The following is a 17,610-nucleotide window of genomic DNA, read 5'->3' as shown; positions in this document are numbered from 1 at the left end:
GCTTTGCTGGAGGAATGACAATCGGGGCGGGCCCGCGCGGGCCGGGAGTGCTGGTGATCGAGCCGATGGGGAACGCGGGGCGCTTCCTCGTCGAGGCGGCCGACCGGCTGGGAGTGCGGCTGTACGCGGCCACCCACAAGGACGTCCACGACGGCTACCCGGACCGGCTGCGGGCCGCCCTCGCGGGGGTGTGCGCGACGGACCTGACCGACGCCCCGAGGGCCCTGCGGGACATGAAGGCCTTCTGCCGGCAGCACGCCATCGCGGGCGTCGCCCCCTGCTTCGAGCTGTTCACCCCGCTCGCCGCACTGCTCGCCGAACGGATCGGCCTTCCCGGCAACGATCCCCTGCTCGCGCGGGCGGCCAGGAACAAGATCCTGATGGGCGAGGCCTTCGCGGCCGCCGGGGTCCCCGCACCCCGCTGGGCTGTCGCGCACGATGCCGACGAGGCGTGCCGGGCGGCACGGGAGCACGGGCTGGGCTGGCCGCTGGTGGTGAAGCCCGCGGAGCAGGGCGGCTCGTGGGGCGTGTCCGTGGTGGACGGCCCGGACCGGCTCGCCGAGGCGGTCGGCGCGGCCCGGCAGTACAGGTACGCGCGTCCGCACGGCTTGGAGCTCGATACGCGGGCCCTGCTGCAGGAGTACATCCCCGGGGCGGAGTACTCCTGCGACACCGTGGTCGCCGGCGGGGTGGCCTACCCGCTGCCCGTCGTCGCGAAGGACACCACCGAAGGCCGGTACCGCGTCGAGACCGGCCACACCTGCCCTTCCGGCCTGCCCGCGCAGCTGGTCAGGAAGGTGCAGCACACGGCGGCGCGGGCGGCGCTCGCCGTCGGCGTCCGCAACGGGATCGCGCATACGGAGGTGAAGATCCCACAGGGCGCGCAGACGCCGTACGTGATCGAGACCGGCGCCCGCCTGCCGGGGGACAACCTGTGCGAGGTCGTCGAGGCCGCGACGGGCGTGAGCGAAGCCGTGGCCCAGCTCCAGGCCGTGCTCGGCCTGCTGCCCGACACCGTCCCCACGCGTACGGACGCGGCGTCGATCCGGTTCCTGCTGCCGCAGCACGGCGGCGTGCTGCGGCAGTTGGACATCCCGCCCCTGCCCGGTACCCACAGCGAGGTGCACCTGCGGCCCGGCGAAGTGGTGCCGGAGCCGGCGGATTCGACCTGCCGGATCGGGCACGTGGTGGCCCGCGCCGAAACGATTGACCAAGCGCGCGGGCTGGCCGAGCGGGTGGCCGCCCGGTCCCGAGTGGAAGTGGGCTGAAGCGGGTGCGGAAGATCGCGTTCTTACGGTCGGTGCACATCCGGCGCGCCGACCCCTACATCCAGCAGGCCGTGCGCGCTCTCACGGCCGACGGGATCGAGGCCGGGCTGTTCCACACCGGCGCCGCCGCCGGTGACGAGGACTTCCCCGGCCACCGGGAACGACTGGACCGGGCGGTGACGCCGCGGGAGCTGGCGGAGGCGGTCGCCGCCTGGGGGGCGGACGCGGCGGTGTCGATCTCGCTGCCGTGCGAGAACGCGCTGCGTGACGCCGCGGCCAAGGCCTTCCTGGACGACATGGGCATCCCCACGGTCATGACTCCGCTCGCGGCGACGATGTCGTTGGTGGACAAGTGGGAGACCAAACAACTCTGCAGGCGGGCCGGACTGCCGGTGCCCGACGGGTTCCGCGCCGACTCCGATCTGCTGGCCGGGAGGGGTCTCTTTGTGCCCGGCTACCGGGACGCGCTGCGCGTGCAGGCCGCAAGGATCGGCTACCCGCTGCTGTCGAAGCCCGTATGGGACTCGACCAGCATGGGAATCCGCACCCTGCGCACACCGGCCGACCTCGACGCGTACCTCGACGGCTGCCTCGGAGCCGGCCCGGAAGCCGCGTCGGCGGTGGTGGAACAGGTCGTCGAAGGGGACCTGTGCAGCGTGGACATCGTGGGGCGCCCCGGCTCCTACCAGGTCCTGCCCCTGTGCTGGACCGGACGCGCCGGGGCGGAGCCGGTGTTCACCTTCGCCGACCTGCGGTGGTGCGGCGCCCGCGAGGAAGCGGATGCGGCGTTCACCGAAGCGGCCCGCACCCTGATGGACCTCTGCGCCGGCATGGGCGTGCACGGGTCGGTGAACGTCGACATGATCCACACCGGCGGCCGGTTCGTGATCCTGGAGATCAACCCGCGCATCGGCGGCGCCACCACCCTCTCGTGCGCCGCCTCCGGCACCAACACCTTCGCCTCCCTCACCCGCATGGCCCGTGGCCTCCCCGTGGCCGAGGGCATCGCACAACGGACCGGCTGGGCGATCGAATTCCTCGCCCGGGAGCCCATCGCGCCGGCGGTGGTGGCCGAACTGCGCCGACGCGTCCGGGTGGTCACCGCGCACGAGCTGGTCATCGACGGCGACTCCTACGGGGACATCGTCGTGATCACCTTGGCCGAAGGCGAGGAAGACCGGACGGTGAAGACCCTGACGGAGCTGCACGAGACGACCGGCTTCCCCGCGGCCGATGTCATGGGCAAGATCAGCTCTTTGCTGAGCCGGTGAGCGCGGCCGCCGACACCCGCCGCCCGCGCACCGCGGCGGACCGCCTCGGCCTGCCCGTACTGCACGGCCACGGCCTCTTCATCACCGGCAACCTGATCGACTCCGTCGGCAACGGCATGCTGCTGCCGCTGGGACTGCTGTACTTCACCGACGTCCAGGGCCTGCCCCTGGCGCAGGTGGGCGCGGCGATGACGGTGGGACAGGCCCTCGCCCTGCCCGTCACGTTCCTCGCCGGACGCCTCATGGACCGCGTCGGACCGAAGCGCGTCGTCGTGTGGGCGAACGTGCTCTGCGCCGTCGGGTTCGCCCTGTTCCTGCTCGCCCGCGAGCCGTGGCACATCGCCGGGGTGCACGTCCTCGTACAGGCCGGCATCAACATGTACTTCACCGCGCAGCGCACCCTGATCACGCACGTCACCCGGGCGGACGAACGCCGCACCTGGTTCGCGTTCACCGGCTCGCTGCGCAACATCGGGCTCGCCGCCGGGTCCGCCGCCGCGGCGGGGGCCCTGACCCTGTTCGGGAACGGCTCGCTGCGCTGGATGATCGCGGTCGACGCCGCCACCTACCTCCTGGCCGCGGCCTGCTTCGCCGCGCCCGCGACCACACCACCGCAGCCGGAGGCCACTCCGCCGACCGCCCTCGTGACCCGGGCCGACAACACCCGCCGCTACCTCCTGCTCGTGGCCGTCAACATCCCCTACGTCCTCGCGCAGGCCGCCCTCGCCGTCCTCGTCGCCGTCTACACCACCCGCGCGCTGGGGCTTCCCGCCTCGGCGGCGAGCCTGCTGTTCGTCGTCAACACCGTCATCGTCTCCACGTGTTCGACGGTCGTCACCGCGCACGTGGCGCCCAAGGCGCCCCGCCGCGCCGTGGCCGCCGGATACCTGGTCATGGCCGTCGGGATGGGGGCGTTCGCACTGCCCTCGCTGCCCGGCGCCGCCGCCACCGCCTGGGCGGCCCTCATCGTGGCGATCGCCCTGTTCAGCGTGGCGGAGATCCTTCTCGGCCCGGCGCTGAGCGAACTGTCCGTGAGCCTCACCCCGCACGCGGCCGGGGGCTTCACACAGGGCCTGTACCAGTTCTCGTGGGCCGTCGGCATGGTCGCCGCTCCCGCCCTGTTCACCCTGCTGCTGGAGGCCGGGCCCGTCCTGCCCTGGGGTGCCGAGGCGACCGCCTGCCTGATCGGGGTGCTCGCCGCGCCCGCCCTCAAAGCCCCCAACCGCCACCGCCGAAGGAATCCCCGTTGATCACGAGCATCGTCGAGTCCGTCCACGAGGTTCCCGCCGCCGACTGGGAACACCTCGCCCGCCCGGCCGGCCTCTACCTCTCCCACCGGTGGCTCGCCGGTGAAGAGGAGGACCCGACCGCCACCTGTGCGTACGCCCTCGTACGGGACCTCGACGGCACCCTGCTCGCCGCCGCCCCCCTCTACCTGGTGCGCGACGAACCGAACGACAGCTATGAGCCCGGGAGCGTACTGCCCCCGCACCTGAGGCCCCGCGTGATCGCCGGGGCGCGGCGCGGCTACCACAACACGCCGCTCACCGCCCCCGGCCTCGGCCCCCTCCGGCGAGACGCCTGCCTGACCCTCCTCCGGAACGCCGCCCGAGACTTCGCCGACCACCACGGCACGACGCACTGGTGGCCCTACCTCACCGCCCCGGCCGCCACCCGGCTCGCCCCCCTCTACCCGGACCCCTCCCTCCACCTGGAGGACGACGCCCTCATCCCGCTCCCCGGCACGGGCATCGACGACTACGTCTCCTCCCTGCCCTCACGCCGCCGCGTCGGCGTACGCCGCGAACGCCGGGAATTCGCCGCGGCCGCCCCCGACGTACGCCGGCAGGCACTCGCGGACTGTTTCGAAGAAGCCGGAGCACTCCTCGCCGGACATCAGCAGGACCACGGGCACGACCGGGACGGCATCGAGGCGATGACCGGTCTGCTGAAACGGCAGGCGGCGGCGATGGGGAGCGAAGCGCGTGTGGTGGCCGCCTACGACCGAGACCGCTTGATCGGCTTCTGCCTCTACTACCACTACGGGACGACGACGTGGATCCGCGCCGTCGCCCTCGACCGCCGGCACCCGACGCCCCACCTGTACTTCAACCTCATGTACTACCTGCCCATCGAGGACGCCTACGCCCACGGCACGAGGGCCCTGCACGCGGGCATGACGGCCATCGAGGCCAAGCGCCGCCGCGGCGCCGAGGTATCGGGCCTGTACGCCCTGGTCGACGACGCCGCGCGCGGTCCGGGTGCGGTCTGACGTCCGGTCGGGCGGTCGGGCGGTCAGGACACCAGGGGAGCTGCGTCCGCTTCCGTCAGCCTGACCGTGCACAGCCCGCCGCGCTCGCTCTTCACGTCCGTCACCTTGAGCTGCGTGCCCGGCGCGAGGATGTACTCCTCCTCCCCGGTGAAGGCCGAGAACCTCCGGATCCCGACCGCCTTGGCGGGCGTCACCTCGAAGAGGGTCCGCTTGCCGCGGCTGCCCAGGAAGGACCGGGCCACGCTCAGCTGGGAGGTGCACGAGGACACGCCCCACCAGGTCACCGTCCGGCCCACCGGGTACTGCGCCCTCAGGTCGAGCGACACACCGCGCCACAGCGGCTGCGTGTGGGCGGGCAGCCCCGAGACCGCCGAGAACAGCAGCCGCAGGTACGGCAGGTAGGGCGTGACCCTGGTGCGGTCCGGGGAGCGCAGGACGGCGTTGATCTCGCGGTAGAACGCGGACTCGCAGGTGTAGAGGTGCAGCGCGGAGATCGCGTCGGCGGTCAGGCCGCCGGACATCTCGTCGGCCCGCCGCTTGCCGAAGTCCATTGACCGGCCGATGTGTCCGGCGAGCCCGGAGAGCGTCTCGGCGACCGGTGCGACGGCGTCCTGGAAGTCCATCAGCGGGGTGTCGAACACCCCGGTGATGGCCGGGAGGACCAGGCCCTCGTCCTTGACGCTGGTGAGCCGCTCCAGGTACAGCTGGTGCAGGTTCATGGTCGACTCGATGAAGGCGCCCATCCGGGCCGCGACACCCCCGTCCGCACCGCCGGCACCGGCCGCGCCCTCGTTCCACCCCTTGCTCGGCAGCCAGTCGATCCCGTCGGTACCGAGCGACGCCAGGGCCTCGTTCACCATGGCGAAGTGGTCGCCCTCGCAGAAGACGTCCCCCTGGGCCGCCGGATTCACGTGGTCGATGTGCCGGACCTCGACGTCCGGGTACTTCTCCTGGAGCCGCAGCACCACCTTCTTGAGGCTGCGGGCGTGCGCCCCCCACCAGGCGAACACGACCCCGCGGTCCTCCTCGTCGGCGTCCTGCTTGGCCTTGAGGATCTCCTCGACGATCCGTTCCGCGACGGGCCGCCAGAACGCCGTGTGCCGGTCGGCCCCCATCGCCCCGTCCGCGCTGGCGGTGAGCGAGGCGTTCAGCAGCAGTACGCCCTGCGTGAGCATCGCCTGGAACCACTCCGGCGGCTGGACCGTCTCCCGCTCCTCCAACAGCGCGCGGACATCGGCGATCGGAGTCTTCTTGGCCATGCCGTACTTCCACATGGCCGCCGCCTTGATGATGCAGCGGATGCTGACGACCCTGCCGAACTGGCTGTCCTTCCAGTCGTTGAAGGTGTTGTCGAACATGGCGATGCCGGTCGCGCTCTCCGGGCGCGGATACGGGTTCTGGCCGAAGGCGACGACCTTCCACTTGTGCGGCGGGTTGGGCTTGAGCGCCTGGAAGGTCAGCTCGCGGACCGGGACCACCTCGGGGCCGCGCCCCTTCCCGATGAACCGGGCGGCGTCCGGCTGCGCCTCGATGACGGGCTTCAGGAGCGGAAGCCACGGCTCACCGCCGCCGTTGAACAGCTCGCCGAGGCCCAGGGCGTCGTCCGCGCCGGTCACGGGGGAGTCACCGGCCTGAACGGACTCGCAGTCGGGCGCGGCGGCCTTCGGCGGCACGATGCGCACCCGCTCCTCGACCGGGCGCTTCTCGATGCCGTCCAGCTGCGTGAGGATCGTGGCGCGCAGCTCGTCGTCGTCCTCGAACCAGTGGTCCTGGAAGAGCGTGTGGCCGGTCCACATCAGGTTGGCGCAGAGCCTCGCCGGCACCCGACCGGTCTGCGCCCCCATCCCGACCAGCGCCACGGAGCGGATGCTGCCCGGTGCCTTCCGGTTCTGCCGGTGGACGGCCTGGAACGCGGCCGCGCACGCCAGGGCCACGTTCAGCGTGGCGCTCACGTTCTGCGAGGAGCGCACCATGGTCGGCGTCGATATCAGGAACCGGGGAACGGCCGCCCCCGACGGGACGCAGACCGCGCTGCCCACCGGCATGGTCCCGGCGAACCGGTCGCGGATCGCCCGCTGCACGCGCAGCTGGATGCCGGAGCCGAGGTGCCGCTTGATGACGGCGTCGACCCCACCGTCCATCCGGCCCCGGGAGTTCGTCGGGGTGACCCAGGCATCGACGTCCTCGTCGAGGATCGAGCCCCGGCGGATCTCGATGCCGGGGGTGTCCGCGAAAGCGGCCCGCCACGCCTCCACCACGCGCTCGTTGACGTCTGTCAGCACCACCCTGAGCGCGGGCGGAGCACTGCTCTCGGTCATCGTCCACTCCTGTCGGAAAACGGCTCGTTCAACACCTCGAACGTAACCGCCGCCACTGACAGTTCAGGTGCCGGCCGACTCCCGGCTGCGCGATGGCGTGGACCGGGTGGCGCCGATCGGCGGCCGCGAATTGACGCCGACCGCCGGTTCGGCCTCCGTGCGGCCGTGCCGTGCCGGTGGCAAGGTTGTCCCGGTTCGAGTCGGCAGAGGGCCGCACTCGGTCCCACGCAAGGAAGGGCACGGCCATGAAGATCACGGTCATCGGCGGCACCGGACTGATCGGTTCCCAGCTCGTCTCCAGGCTGCGCGCGGCCGGACACGAGGTGGTCGCCGCATCCCTGTCGAGCGGTGTGGACCTGCTCACCGGCGCGGGGCTGGACCAGGCCCTCGCCGGTGCGCGAACGGTGGTCAACGTGACGAACTCGCCGACCTTCGACGAAGCGTCCGTGGAGTTCTTCCGCGCCACCACGGGCAATCTGCTGGCGGCGGGGGAGCGGGCGGGCGTCGGCCACCAGGTGATCCTGTCCATCGTCGGCGTCGACCAGGTGCCGCAGCTGGACTACTACCGCGCGAAGACGCTCCAGGAAGACCTCCTCAAGCAGGGGCCCACCCCGTATTCGATCGTCCGGGCCACCCAGTTCTTCGAGTTCATGGAGGCGGTGCTGTCCTGGACCGCCGACGACCACACCGTCCGGCTGCCCTCCACCCCCGTCCAGCCGATGGCCACGGCCGACGTCGTCGCCGCCCTCGCCGAGGCCGCCACCGGCGCACCGCTGAACGGCACGGTCGACGTCGCGGGGCCGGACGTCTTCGCCCTCGACGAGCTCGGCCGCCTCACGCTGTCGGCCCGGCAGGATCCCCGTACGGTCGTCACGGACGAGCGGGCGGGCCTGTTCGCGGCCGTCGAAGGCGATGTCCTGACCGGCGGCCCCGACGCGCGCATGGCTCCCACCTCGTACAAGGAGTGGCTCGGCGCGAGGCGCTGACGGCGGAACGGCCCGGACCGTGTGGTCCGGGCCGTTCGGTGTCAGCCGCGCAGGCGGGCTATTGCCTCGTCAGCGCCACGTGTTGGTGGACCACAGGGCCGTCTGCCACGTGCCGTCGCCGTCCTTGCGGTACACGACGAGATTGCCGTCGTCCTGGAGCTGCAGGTACGCGCCGGGGTTGTTGTACGTCTGCGAGGCCCACAGGGCGCCGCCCTTGCCCTCGCCGCCGTCCTTGTTGTACAGGACGAAGTTCCCGTCGGCCTGCATGCGGGCGTGTGCACCCGGGCTCCAGATGTCGGTGAGCCACTGCTCCTTGCCCGTGGCCAGGTCGCGCAGGGTCAAGCGGCCGTCCCTGTCCATGAGCAGGGCGTTGCGCTTGCCCTGGATCCAGGCGCCGGGCGTCAGCTCGTCACCGCCCTGGAGGCGGGGGCTCCGCATCCAGGTGTTGGTGGCCCACAGACCGTTCTGCCAGCCGCTGCTGGTGCCGCTCTTGTAGAGGACCAGGTTGCCGTCGGCCTGGAGCTGGAGCCGGGCGCCGGGGTTTCCGTACGTCTGGGAGGCCCACAGGGCGCCGCCCTTGCCCTCGCCGCCGTCCTGCTTGTAGACGACGAGGTTGCCGTCGGTCTGCATGACCGCGTACGCGCCGGGGTTGCCGTAGGTCTGCGAGGCCCACAGGGCGCCGCCCTTGCCGTCTCCGCCGGTGCGGTGGTAGAGGACCAGGTTGCCGTCGCTCTGCATGACCAGCTTGACCGAAGGGCTGGTGTACGTCTGCCCCGAGGCCAGCTTGGCGCCGGGCTGGAAGGCGATGCTGCCGTCGACCACGACCCCGGCTTCGAAGGCCACCTGACCGGCCGGCACGTTCTTGCCGAGCCACGCGATCATGGTGTTGTCCGCCTTGCGGGCCCACAGGTCCGCGATCCCGTCGCCGTTGGCGTCACCGGCGGACCCGATGGAGGGGTAGTCGCTCTGCTTCACCCCGTAGCCGATGTACACACGGCCGGCCTTGTTGCCCCAGGTGGTGGGGTCGACGTTCCCGTCGGTGCCCTTGGCGCCGTACGTACGGAAGATGTCACCGGTGGCGTTGTCGCGCAGCCACAGGTCGGGAATCGCGTCGCCGTTCGTGTCGCCGGGGGCGATGACCGTGTACTTGTCCCAGTCGCCCTCGCCGACCAGAACCGGCTCGCGGGCATCCAGCATGGTGCCGGCACTGTAGTAGACCCACAGCTGCTTGCCCTGCTTGACCAGGACGTCGGGGCGGCTGTCGCCGTTGAGGTCCCCGGGGGTGAGCACCTGCTCGGCGTTGTACCAGTGGTCGTCGCCGTTCCAGTCGTCGCCGTAGTCGCAGCCGAGTTCGGGATCCTTGACCGGGCAGGTGACGGTCAGCTCCGTCCGGGACCGCTCGTCGATGACACCGGCGCCCTTGTTGGCGTAGGCCCACAGACGGTTCTTCTTCTCCACGCCGTCATACCCGAAGGCGACGAGGTCGTTGTAGCCGTCCCGCGTCCAGTCCCCGCTGGTCAGGGCCTGCTGACCCGGGAACGTCGCGGTCGCGCCGCCGTTGATCCCGGCCACGAAGGAGCCGTTGCCCACACCGGCGTACATCGACAGAATGCCGTTGGAGTCCGTGGACCAGATGTCCTTGAACCCGTCGCCGTTGAGGTCACCCGCGGCGTCACGTCCGGCGCTGCCGCGGTTGGCGTAGTACTTGTAGACGGCCGTGTCCGAGCGGTTGCCCGCGGCGTCCACGCTCTGCACGTTCAGGACGTGCGGGCCGTAGCTCGGCGGTGTGATCTTGACGGCCTTGCCGGGCGGGGCGGACAGCTGCTCCGGGTCGGTGTCGGACCAGTAGATGTACTCCGCCACATCGCCCACGCCGTTGGCGTCGAAGGTGAAGGTGCCCGGCGTACGGGCCTTGCCGGTGTTCGCCGGCCAGCCGCTGTCACCGCTCGGGAACTCGGCCGAGGTGATGCCGGGCTTCTTGCTGGGCCGGTCCCGGTCCACGGTGAACTTGCAGTCCGAGGTGTACGCCGAGTAGGCGCCTTCCTGATCCTTGGCGCGTACCCGCCAGGTGTAGCTGCCGCTGGGCAGTCCGGCGTCAGGCACGGCCCAGGTCGCGAAGCGACCCTGGAGGGCAGGGACCGACTGGCTGGCGATCGGGGTGCTCTGGCCGGCCTTGTAGACCTCGAACTCGGCGTTCAGGTTGCCGGCGTCCGGGTCCTCGACCGTCGCGAACAGCGAGATGCCCGTGTTGCCGATGCTGCCGCCCGAGCAGGCGGTGCGCGGGCTGGTGCCCAGGGACGAGGGCGTCTTGGGAGGGTTGTTGTACTCGGTCTCGAGCGTCAGCGTCTTGGGGTCGAAGCGCTTCCAGCCGAACGTGTCCGACTCGTTGGCCGCGTAGAGGCCGACGGTGACGCCGGACCAGCCGCCCGCTGCCGCCTTGCGCGCCAGGTTGGTGGCATCGAACTCCAGGTTCCCGGCCGCACAGTCCGAGCTCCAGCCCTTGGACTGGTTCACCGAGCTGATCTTTTCGATCTGGCCCGGCTGGTTGTACCAGTTCGTCTTGGACGAGATCGCCCCGACGTGCCACAGCTCGACGGGGCGCGCCTGGCAGGACCAGGACCAGGTGTTGCGCACGCGCAGGGTCGACTTGTTGACCTGTGCGCCCTTGATGTTGGACGTGTCGAGCTGGAAGAAGGAGCGGGAGAGTCCGTTGGTTTCGGCCTCGTAGCCGACGCGGACGTCGTCCTTGGTGTTCCAGTACGAGGTGTTCGGGTACTTCTTGTAGACGCGGGTCCAGTTCTGCCGCTCACCCCACGCCCACGAGGGGTCGATGAAGACGGGGTACTTGGTCTGCGCGCCGGTCAGCAGCGCCTGGTCCGGCTTGATCTCCAGGCTGCCGTTGGCCACCGTCGTCGGCATCTGCGCGTCCTTGGCGCCCGCCGGCGGGATGAACGCATCGGAAGGGGCGGCGGACGCCCCCGCCGTACCGGCGGCTGCCGACATCGACATCGACTTCGACATCTTCGAAGCGCCGGCCGCCTGACCGCCCGCCGGGGCGGTCGTGGTGGAGTCCCACATCAGCGGGGACGGGCTGGTGAAGACCGTCTGCCCCGCCGGGTTGACCGCGCTGATCGCACCGGTGGTGGCGTCGGTGGACACGTTGAGTCCCACCGTGTCGAGCTTGAACTTCAGCGATGCGAGTTCCGGGTTGGCGGCTGCCGCTGCCGTCTTCACCACGAGCAGCTGCGAGAAGCCCTCGACCTCGGCCTTCACCTGGAGGTCCACGTCGGGCAGCACGTTCGCGTACGTCGCCACGTTCGCCGCCAGCGTCGGCTTCGGCAGCGCCTTCGGCCAGGACAGCGACAGCGTGCGCCCGTCCTTCACACCCGTCAGCAGCGGACCCGTACCGCCACCGGAGAAGGACACCGACACCGTGGCCGCCTTCGAGACGACCTTCCCGTCCGCCGCGAACTGCAGCGTCGGATCGGTCGCCACCCACACACCGCCGCGCAGCACCCGTACGGGAGTGCCGTAGCGCTTGACCGACCACTTGCCGGCCGGCGTCGCCCAGGTGTCCGAGGACTCGGTCCTCGCGGACACCAGCTCGTACGGCTGGCCCGTCTCCTTGGCCTTGGCGAGCGCGAAGTCCTCGGCGCTCATCGAGCCGTCGGCGACCGGATCGGCCGCGGCGGCCGCCGTCCCCGCCGACGCCAGCGTACCGAGTCCGGCCGCCGTCATTCCGCCGATCAATACGAGCGAAATGAAACGCGAAACCCCCCGCCCGTCCGGATTACCGGAACGGGCCTTTCTTATTCTCACGTAAACTCCAACGCTCCGACTATTGACGTCACCCTAGTGGCTGTGCGACACACGCACACCCCCCTTAACCGGCGCAATTATGCCACGCTTATGTCTGGTGTCCGGTTTGATATTCAAGATCCACCTTGCCCCAATCCGGCACTCGCGCAGGGCTGGTGGAGGGAGTGAAATCGCAGATGGGATGGGGCGGGTTGCTGAATGCGCAGGCACGAAACGCGGCGGCGCGGGCGCTTCGGTTCCGGGCCGATGCGGCCCTGGGGGACAATTCGGCGCCGGTGCGGGGCGACACTGAACTCGCCGACCCGTCCAATCGGCGTTTCCTTGGCTCGGTCGTGCGGGCGCCAAATGCATACCGCACGGCACCCGCAACAGTGGAGAATGCGGAAACCGGGCGGCGCCGTCGGCGCGGGCTACTGAACGGGGCGGCCCGTACGCGGGAGGTCTGACGGGGCCGGCGGCCGGTGCGGCAGCAGGTCGATCGGCTCGCGCAGGCGCAGCGCGGCCGGGATGTCGAGCCGCCCTTCGCGCGACGCGACCACGATCTCCCGTACCGCGAGCTTGGCCTCCACCCCGCACTGCCCGCTGAGGGCGGCGACGAGCCGCCCGTCGCGGACGACCCCGACCAGTCCGCTGATCCGGAAGAGGACATCGAGGTTCACCGGGACGGTGGCGGCCGGGACACCGTCCACGAGGAGGTCCACCGACGGGTGGTGCGCGGAGCGGATGGTGTGGGTGGCCAGGGCGACGACCTCCTCGCTGCCGGGGGACCGGCGCGTACGCCGTGCCGCTTCCTGGAGGGCCCTGTACTTGGACCAGCCCGAAGCCACCAGGGAGACGAGGTCGAGGTCGAGGAAGCCGTTGACGACGGTGGCCAGCTCGCGCCCCACGGCCCGGTCGGCCGCGTCGGTCAGCCCGTGGCCGCCCGGGAGGAGGCCCGTCGCCGCGCCGTGGGCCCGCAGGGACTCGGCGAGCGCGTCGGGGGCCCGCTCCTCGGGGCCGAGCAGCAGGTCCCGGACGGTGAGGGGGTCGGCGACGGGAGCGGTGGTCATGAGTCCTCCTCCTTCAGCGTCCGGTCACCCGGGTCCGGGTGCGGTTCCAGCCGTACGGAGCGCGTGGGCGGGCCGGTCTCCGAGGGCTCGGCCACGTCCGTCGCCGCGGGGGCGGGCCGCAGGCGGGAGCCGACGTGGTCGTGGACCCAGCGCGGCCCGTGGTGGCGGTGGCCGAGGAACGCGTACCCGGCGAGGGCCAGCAGGGCCGCTCCGAGCAGACTCGAACCGACGACGAAACCGACGGGGACCGTGCCCGGGGTGGGTTCGGGGGTCGGGTTCGGCGTCGGCGTCGGCGGAGTCGGGGTCGGGGTCGGAGGCGTCGGGGTGGGCGGGACCGGACCTCCGCCGGTCACCGCGAACGCCGCCTCGGCGCCCGCGCCGGGGTCATCCGTACACTCGGCCCGCACGGTGTAGGAGGCCTCGCCGGTATCGGGCGTCACCTCGAACCCGGTGTCGAAGGTGCCGTCCTCGGCGGGAGCCACCGTGTCCCACTGTTCGCCCTCCCAGGACAGAGCCACCTCCGGGCAGTTGAATCCCGAACCGGATACGGCCACGGACCCGCCACCGAAGGGCAACGAGGGGGGATCGAGCCGCACCTCCGGCCGGGGCCCGGGCGCAGCGGTCACCGTGAACGACTGCTCGGCGGAAACCTGCTCGTCCCCGGCGCAGGTGGCGGTGACCGTGTGGTCCGAGGGCTGCGCGTCGGACGGTACGGCGAACTCGGCCGTGAACGCGCCGCCGTCCACCGGGGTCTCCGGCGGCGCGACATCCGGCAGCGGGTTGCCGTCCCACGCCAGCGTCACCGCACCGGCCTCGCCGCTGTCCGTGGTGCAGCCGTCGAACCCGGAGCCGGTCACGGCGACCGACGTCCCCACGGGCCCCTCGGCCGGGTCCAACGCCAGATCCGTCGGCCCGGTGTTCGCCGTCACTTCGAAGTCGGCGGTCGCCCTGAGCTTCGAGTTGACCGTACAGAGCGCGGTGATCTCGTGACTGCCCGCGGCCGCGTCGGCCGGAACCGTGACCTCGGTCTCGAACTCACCGCCGGCGTCGGCCGTCACGACGCTCGGGTCGCCGCCGCCCTCCCAGGTGACGTGGATCTCTCCGGCCTCGGCGGGGCGCGGCTCGGGCACGAACCCGGCCGTGGTGCAGTTGCCGAACCCGAAGCCGCGCACCCCCACCGTGCTCCCCGGCGGGCCCTGGGACGGATCGAGCGTGATGGACCGCGCTGCCGCGGGCCGGACGGGCGGGGTGGCAGCGGGAGCAGCAACGGGCGCGCCCCACGCGCAGACCGCGCTCAGAACCACGGCGGCCAACGAGCGACGGGCCCGGAAGGCAAAGGGAACCATGACCCTCCGTGAGCCGTTCCCCATTCTCCTCCGTGTCCCGCCGCCCCGCCTCCGCCGCCCGGGGGCCCGCCTCCGCCGTCCGGCGCGCCCCCGTGCCGCGCCTCAGCCGACGCGGCCTTCGTTGCCCCTGACTTCCTGCGGGTCGCGGATCATGAGGGGAATGGTGCCCTCGTTGGCGAGCTCGGCGCGGCGGTCGATGATCGACTGGTTCGAGCTGTGGAGGTGGAAGCCCTGTTTGCCCCATGCGAAAACGCCCGGTGAGTGGACGTGGACCTGATACGGGACCGGAACGAGGCCGCGGCGGAGGAGATCGCTGTTCAGGGCCTCTTGGCCCTCGTGCGCCGCGAACTGACCCGTACGGACCCAGCCGATCGCCTGGTCGGTGGGGCCGGGCGGCGGAGCCGCCTGGCCCAGGGCGTCCATCTGGTCCCGGATGGAACGGAAGTGACGGAGCGTCACCGGCTCGGGCAGGGCCGCGTCAAGACGGGTGCGGAGCTTGTCGAAATGGTCGCCTCCGAAGAGGAACACGATCGACCGGCCCTTCTGCCCGGGTGGCAGCCGGTTCACGTGGTCGACGAGCTGAGTGATCACGGTGTCGTCGCGCTTGGAGTCGCCGGAGGAGAGACCGGGGGTGTTCTCCACCACCATGTTGGGCGCCGCCGGAATGGGACTGATGTCCCGTTCGACGACGAGGGTCACCTTGGGATGCGAGGACAACTGCCGGATGAGCTCGTCGCGCCGGCCGCTGTCGTACCGCGTGTTGTGGTGGGTCTCCGACACGAAGACCACGAGCCGCTCGCCGGCGGGTGCGCCGTGCAGGGCGAGCGCGCTCACGTCCTTGATGTCCACCTCGATGATCCAGTTGGTGGGGTGGTCGATCGTCTGCTGGATGGGCATGCCCCTGGGCTCCTGTTCCTCGGATCCGGTGCGCTGTCCGTGACGCACAGGAGCCGTGTGGTGCCGCCCCCGTGCGCGCAGCCATCACTCTGCTCCGGCCCGGGCCGTCCGACAAGTGCCGGCGGGGGAGCGGTGGTTGTGCGCAGGGGCGTACGGTCACGGAACGATCGGAGGGCGTGCGGCGTACCGGGCTCGCAGGTGGCCGAGGTAGTCGTCCGGGTGGGGGTGGGGCCGGTCCTGGGCGCCCTGGCGGTGCAGCGTCAGGCGGCCGTCCGGGTGCACGGCCACGGTGGTCGTCGCCTGCCGGGCCGGACCGCCCGCCGGTTCGTCGTCGGGGTGTGGTGCCCGCAGGACGGGGACGGTGGAGGGGAACATGGCCAGCGCTTCGGCGGTGGTGGCGGCGGGCGGCCGGCCGGTGCGGTTGGCGCTGCTGACGTACAGCACCGGGTGCGCGTCCAGAAGGGGTCTCAGCGGCCGCCAGCGGGCGCCGAAGAGCAGTACCCGGCCGTCCTTGCAGGCGGGAGCGAGCCATGCGGGCCGACGGATGCCGGCGCGCAGCGGCAGCAGCAGGGTGAGGTGCTCTTCGGCCAGCAGCCGAGCGGCCAGAGCCGTACCGGCGGCGTCGAGTTCGGTGACCGCGGCGATGGTGCGCAGGGTTTCCGGGTGGTGGGCCCACAGCGCCACCGGCCGGCCCGGTGGCCTCGCCTTGGCCTCGTTCACGGTGCGCGGCGCGATGGCGGTGACCACGTGGGTGAGGGGAGCGGGGTTCGGCAGGACCACGGCCGCACCCCTGCCCAGGGCCTGCCGGGCGTCGTCCAGGTGTACCGCGCCCCGCGGTGCGCCGGTGTCGGCTTCGGCGCTCATCGTGCACCGCCGGCAGCGTGCCGGGTGAGGCCGTCGAGGTAGTCGGCGAAGGCCGTGTCCTCGACGACGGCCCGCCCGGTGCGGTAGGCGCGGCTCTTGACCCACGCCATGGCCGCTCGGGTCTGGTCGCCGTCCAGGGAGCGGCCGAGGCGGGCGGCCACCGCGGTGACGACCCGGGCACTGGCCAGATGCGTGAGGACCACACGGGGCGTGATGCCCAGCACCTCCTCGGGGTCGTAGGGCTGGAAGAGCCGCGGGTGGACGAAGGGCGTGCCGGTGGAGATGGTGGCCACCCCGGTTCCGACGATCGGCGTGGTGACGCTCAGCGGGACACCCGTCGCGTCGGCCACCATCCGTGCGATGGCCGGCAGCCTCGTCAGGTCGGGCGAGGTCCACCAGGGTGCCGCGTCCGCCCCCAGCACGTCGGCCGTGCGCCGGGCGAGCAGGAACAGCAGTTGCTCGGTGGCGACCATGCCGGCCCGCTCGGCGATGCCCAGCCACGAGGAGGACACCACCCGAACCCCCGCGGCCAGCGCCTGCAAGGTGTTGGCCAGCCCGAGCCCGAGGTCGTTGTGCAGGTGGGAGGCGAGCACGACCTCGCTCCCGGCTTCCGCGCGCACCCGGCCGAACATCTGCGCGCAGCCGAGCGGCAGTTGGGCGCCGACCGTGTCCGCCAGGACGACCAGCCCCGCGCCGGCGCCCGTCATGGCCTGCGCGTAGTGCGCCATCAGGGTGTGGTCGGCACGGGAAGCGTCGGCCAGGCACACGTCCACCGCCACCTGCTCGTCCAGGTCGCGGGCCCGTTTCACGAGGTCGACCCCGGCCGCGAGCGCCTCCGGGGCGGTGCGGTGGACCATCACCTGCGCCATGGCCTCCGAAGCCGGCACCACCACCATCACCCGCGCGTGCCGGCTGCCCCGCACGGACGCCACCGCCTGCTCCAGATCCCGGCACGCGCCGCGGCAGACCGCCGCGACGCTCACCGCCCCTTCCGCCTCCACCGCGACCCGGCGTACGGCTTCGAACTCCTCCCCGCACACGGCGGGGAAGCCGGCGGCGAACACCACGTGCCGGGGGCCGTCCGAGCCGAAGACCCGACCCGTCGCGCGTGCGAGCTCCACCCGGAAGCCGGGCGTCATCAACGTCTTCGCCTGTGCGCCGTCCCGGGCCGACTCCTCCCACAGCACCACCCGCCCCGAGGCGGCCGACTCCCGCACCACGTCCACGAACACCACGCTCCCATGCACCCGGATGCCGGCCCGCGCGCCGACAGGCCCCGCGTTGGCCGTACGCCATCGACAGGCGAACGATCCGTCGCGGCAAACCGCACGCTCGAACAGGTGCGGCGCACCGCTTGACCCCGCACGTGGATATGCAGTACCGCTTGCGATCGTCAGAGTATCGTCATATTTCGGGATCCGTCCGGCGACCTCCTTCGGCGCCGTGGGGGGGGGGGGGGGGGGGGGGGGGGGGGGGGGGGGGGGGGGGGGGGGGGGGGGGCGGGGGGGGGGGGGGGCGCT

At 71.9% G+C, this 17,610-nt stretch carries 12 protein-coding genes; 5 read left to right on the top strand and 7 right to left on the bottom strand.

Going from position 1 to position 17,610, the window contains the following annotated elements; translation table 11 throughout:
- Positions 1-14 precede the first annotated feature (14 nt).
- The 4 genes from ACFYZS_RS06220 to ACFYZS_RS06205 are packed head-to-tail and all read left to right on the top strand — an operon-like array spanning position 15 to position 4,811.
- A complete protein-coding gene (locus ACFYZS_RS06220) occupies positions 15-1,268 on the top strand; it encodes an ATP-grasp domain-containing protein (RefSeq protein ID WP_389007343.1) in 1,254 nt (417 codons plus the stop codon).
- Between the two features lie 32 nt (positions 1,269-1,300).
- Positions 1,301-2,539, top strand: a complete 1,239-nt coding sequence (locus tag ACFYZS_RS06215; protein ID WP_389007341.1) for an acetyl-CoA carboxylase biotin carboxylase subunit family protein — start codon at positions 1,301-1,303, stop codon at positions 2,537-2,539.
- Positions 2,536-3,789, top strand: a complete 1,254-nt coding sequence (locus ACFYZS_RS06210) for an MFS transporter (RefSeq protein WP_389007339.1) — start codon at positions 2,536-2,538, stop codon at positions 3,787-3,789. The genes ACFYZS_RS06215 and ACFYZS_RS06210 overlap by 4 nt, the downstream gene beginning before the upstream one ends.
- A complete protein-coding gene (locus tag ACFYZS_RS06205) occupies positions 3,786-4,811 on the top strand; it encodes a GNAT family N-acetyltransferase (protein WP_389007338.1) in 1,026 nt (341 codons plus the stop codon). Before ACFYZS_RS06210 ends, ACFYZS_RS06205 begins: the two co-directional genes overlap by 4 nt.
- Before the next feature lie 23 nt (positions 4,812-4,834).
- Here the strand turns inward: ACFYZS_RS06205 and ACFYZS_RS06200 are convergent, their stop codons facing one another.
- Positions 4,835-7,129 carry an ADP-ribosyltransferase domain-containing protein gene (locus tag ACFYZS_RS06200; protein WP_389007336.1) on the bottom strand — a complete coding sequence of 765 codons (2,295 nt, stop codon included), beginning with the start codon at positions 7,127-7,129 and terminating at the stop codon, positions 4,835-4,837.
- A 245-nt stretch (positions 7,130-7,374) separates the two neighbouring features.
- Between ACFYZS_RS06200 and ACFYZS_RS06195 the strand changes: the two genes are divergently transcribed.
- Positions 7,375-8,115, top strand: a complete 741-nt coding sequence (locus ACFYZS_RS06195; protein ID WP_389007334.1) for an SDR family oxidoreductase — start codon at positions 7,375-7,377, stop codon at positions 8,113-8,115.
- A gap of 69 nt (positions 8,116-8,184) precedes the next feature.
- Here ACFYZS_RS06195 and ACFYZS_RS06190 read toward each other — a convergent pair whose 3' ends face one another.
- The 6 genes from ACFYZS_RS06190 to ACFYZS_RS06165 form a co-directional block, all read right to left on the bottom strand.
- Positions 8,185-11,853, bottom strand: coding sequence for an FG-GAP-like repeat-containing protein (locus ACFYZS_RS06190; protein WP_389007332.1), 3,669 nt, complete (start codon positions 11,851-11,853; stop codon positions 8,185-8,187).
- A 491-nt stretch (positions 11,854-12,344) separates the two neighbouring features.
- Positions 12,345-12,983 carry a hypothetical protein gene (locus ACFYZS_RS06185; protein ID WP_389007330.1) on the bottom strand — a complete coding sequence of 213 codons (639 nt, stop codon included), beginning with the start codon at positions 12,981-12,983 and terminating at the stop codon, positions 12,345-12,347.
- Positions 12,980-14,155 carry a hypothetical protein gene (locus tag ACFYZS_RS06180; RefSeq protein WP_389007328.1) on the bottom strand — a complete coding sequence of 392 codons (1,176 nt, stop codon included), beginning with the start codon at positions 14,153-14,155 and terminating at the stop codon, positions 12,980-12,982. Before ACFYZS_RS06180 ends, ACFYZS_RS06185 begins: the two co-directional genes overlap by 4 nt.
- Before the next feature lie 276 nt (positions 14,156-14,431).
- Positions 14,432-15,226: a hypothetical protein gene (locus tag ACFYZS_RS06175; RefSeq protein ID WP_389007326.1), complete on the bottom strand. Its 795-nt coding sequence runs from the start codon at positions 15,224-15,226 to the stop codon at positions 14,432-14,434.
- A gap of 156 nt (positions 15,227-15,382) precedes the next feature.
- Positions 15,383-16,090, bottom strand: a complete 708-nt coding sequence (locus ACFYZS_RS06170; RefSeq protein WP_389007324.1) for a Sua5/YciO/YrdC/YwlC family protein — start codon at positions 16,088-16,090, stop codon at positions 15,383-15,385.
- Positions 16,087-17,325: a 2-isopropylmalate synthase gene (locus tag ACFYZS_RS06165; RefSeq protein ID WP_389007323.1), complete on the bottom strand. Its 1,239-nt coding sequence runs from the start codon at positions 17,323-17,325 to the stop codon at positions 16,087-16,089. The genes ACFYZS_RS06170 and ACFYZS_RS06165 overlap by 4 nt, the downstream gene beginning before the upstream one ends.
- Positions 17,326-17,610 lie beyond the last annotated feature (285 nt).

It is taken from the genome of Streptomyces sp. NPDC001903 (assembly GCF_042891345.1).
In the GTDB taxonomy this organism is placed as follows: Bacteria; Actinomycetota; Actinomycetes; order Streptomycetales; family Streptomycetaceae; genus Streptomyces.
The sequence above is the reverse complement of the archived record's forward strand: the minus strand, read 5'-3'. Positions and strand labels throughout refer to the sequence as shown.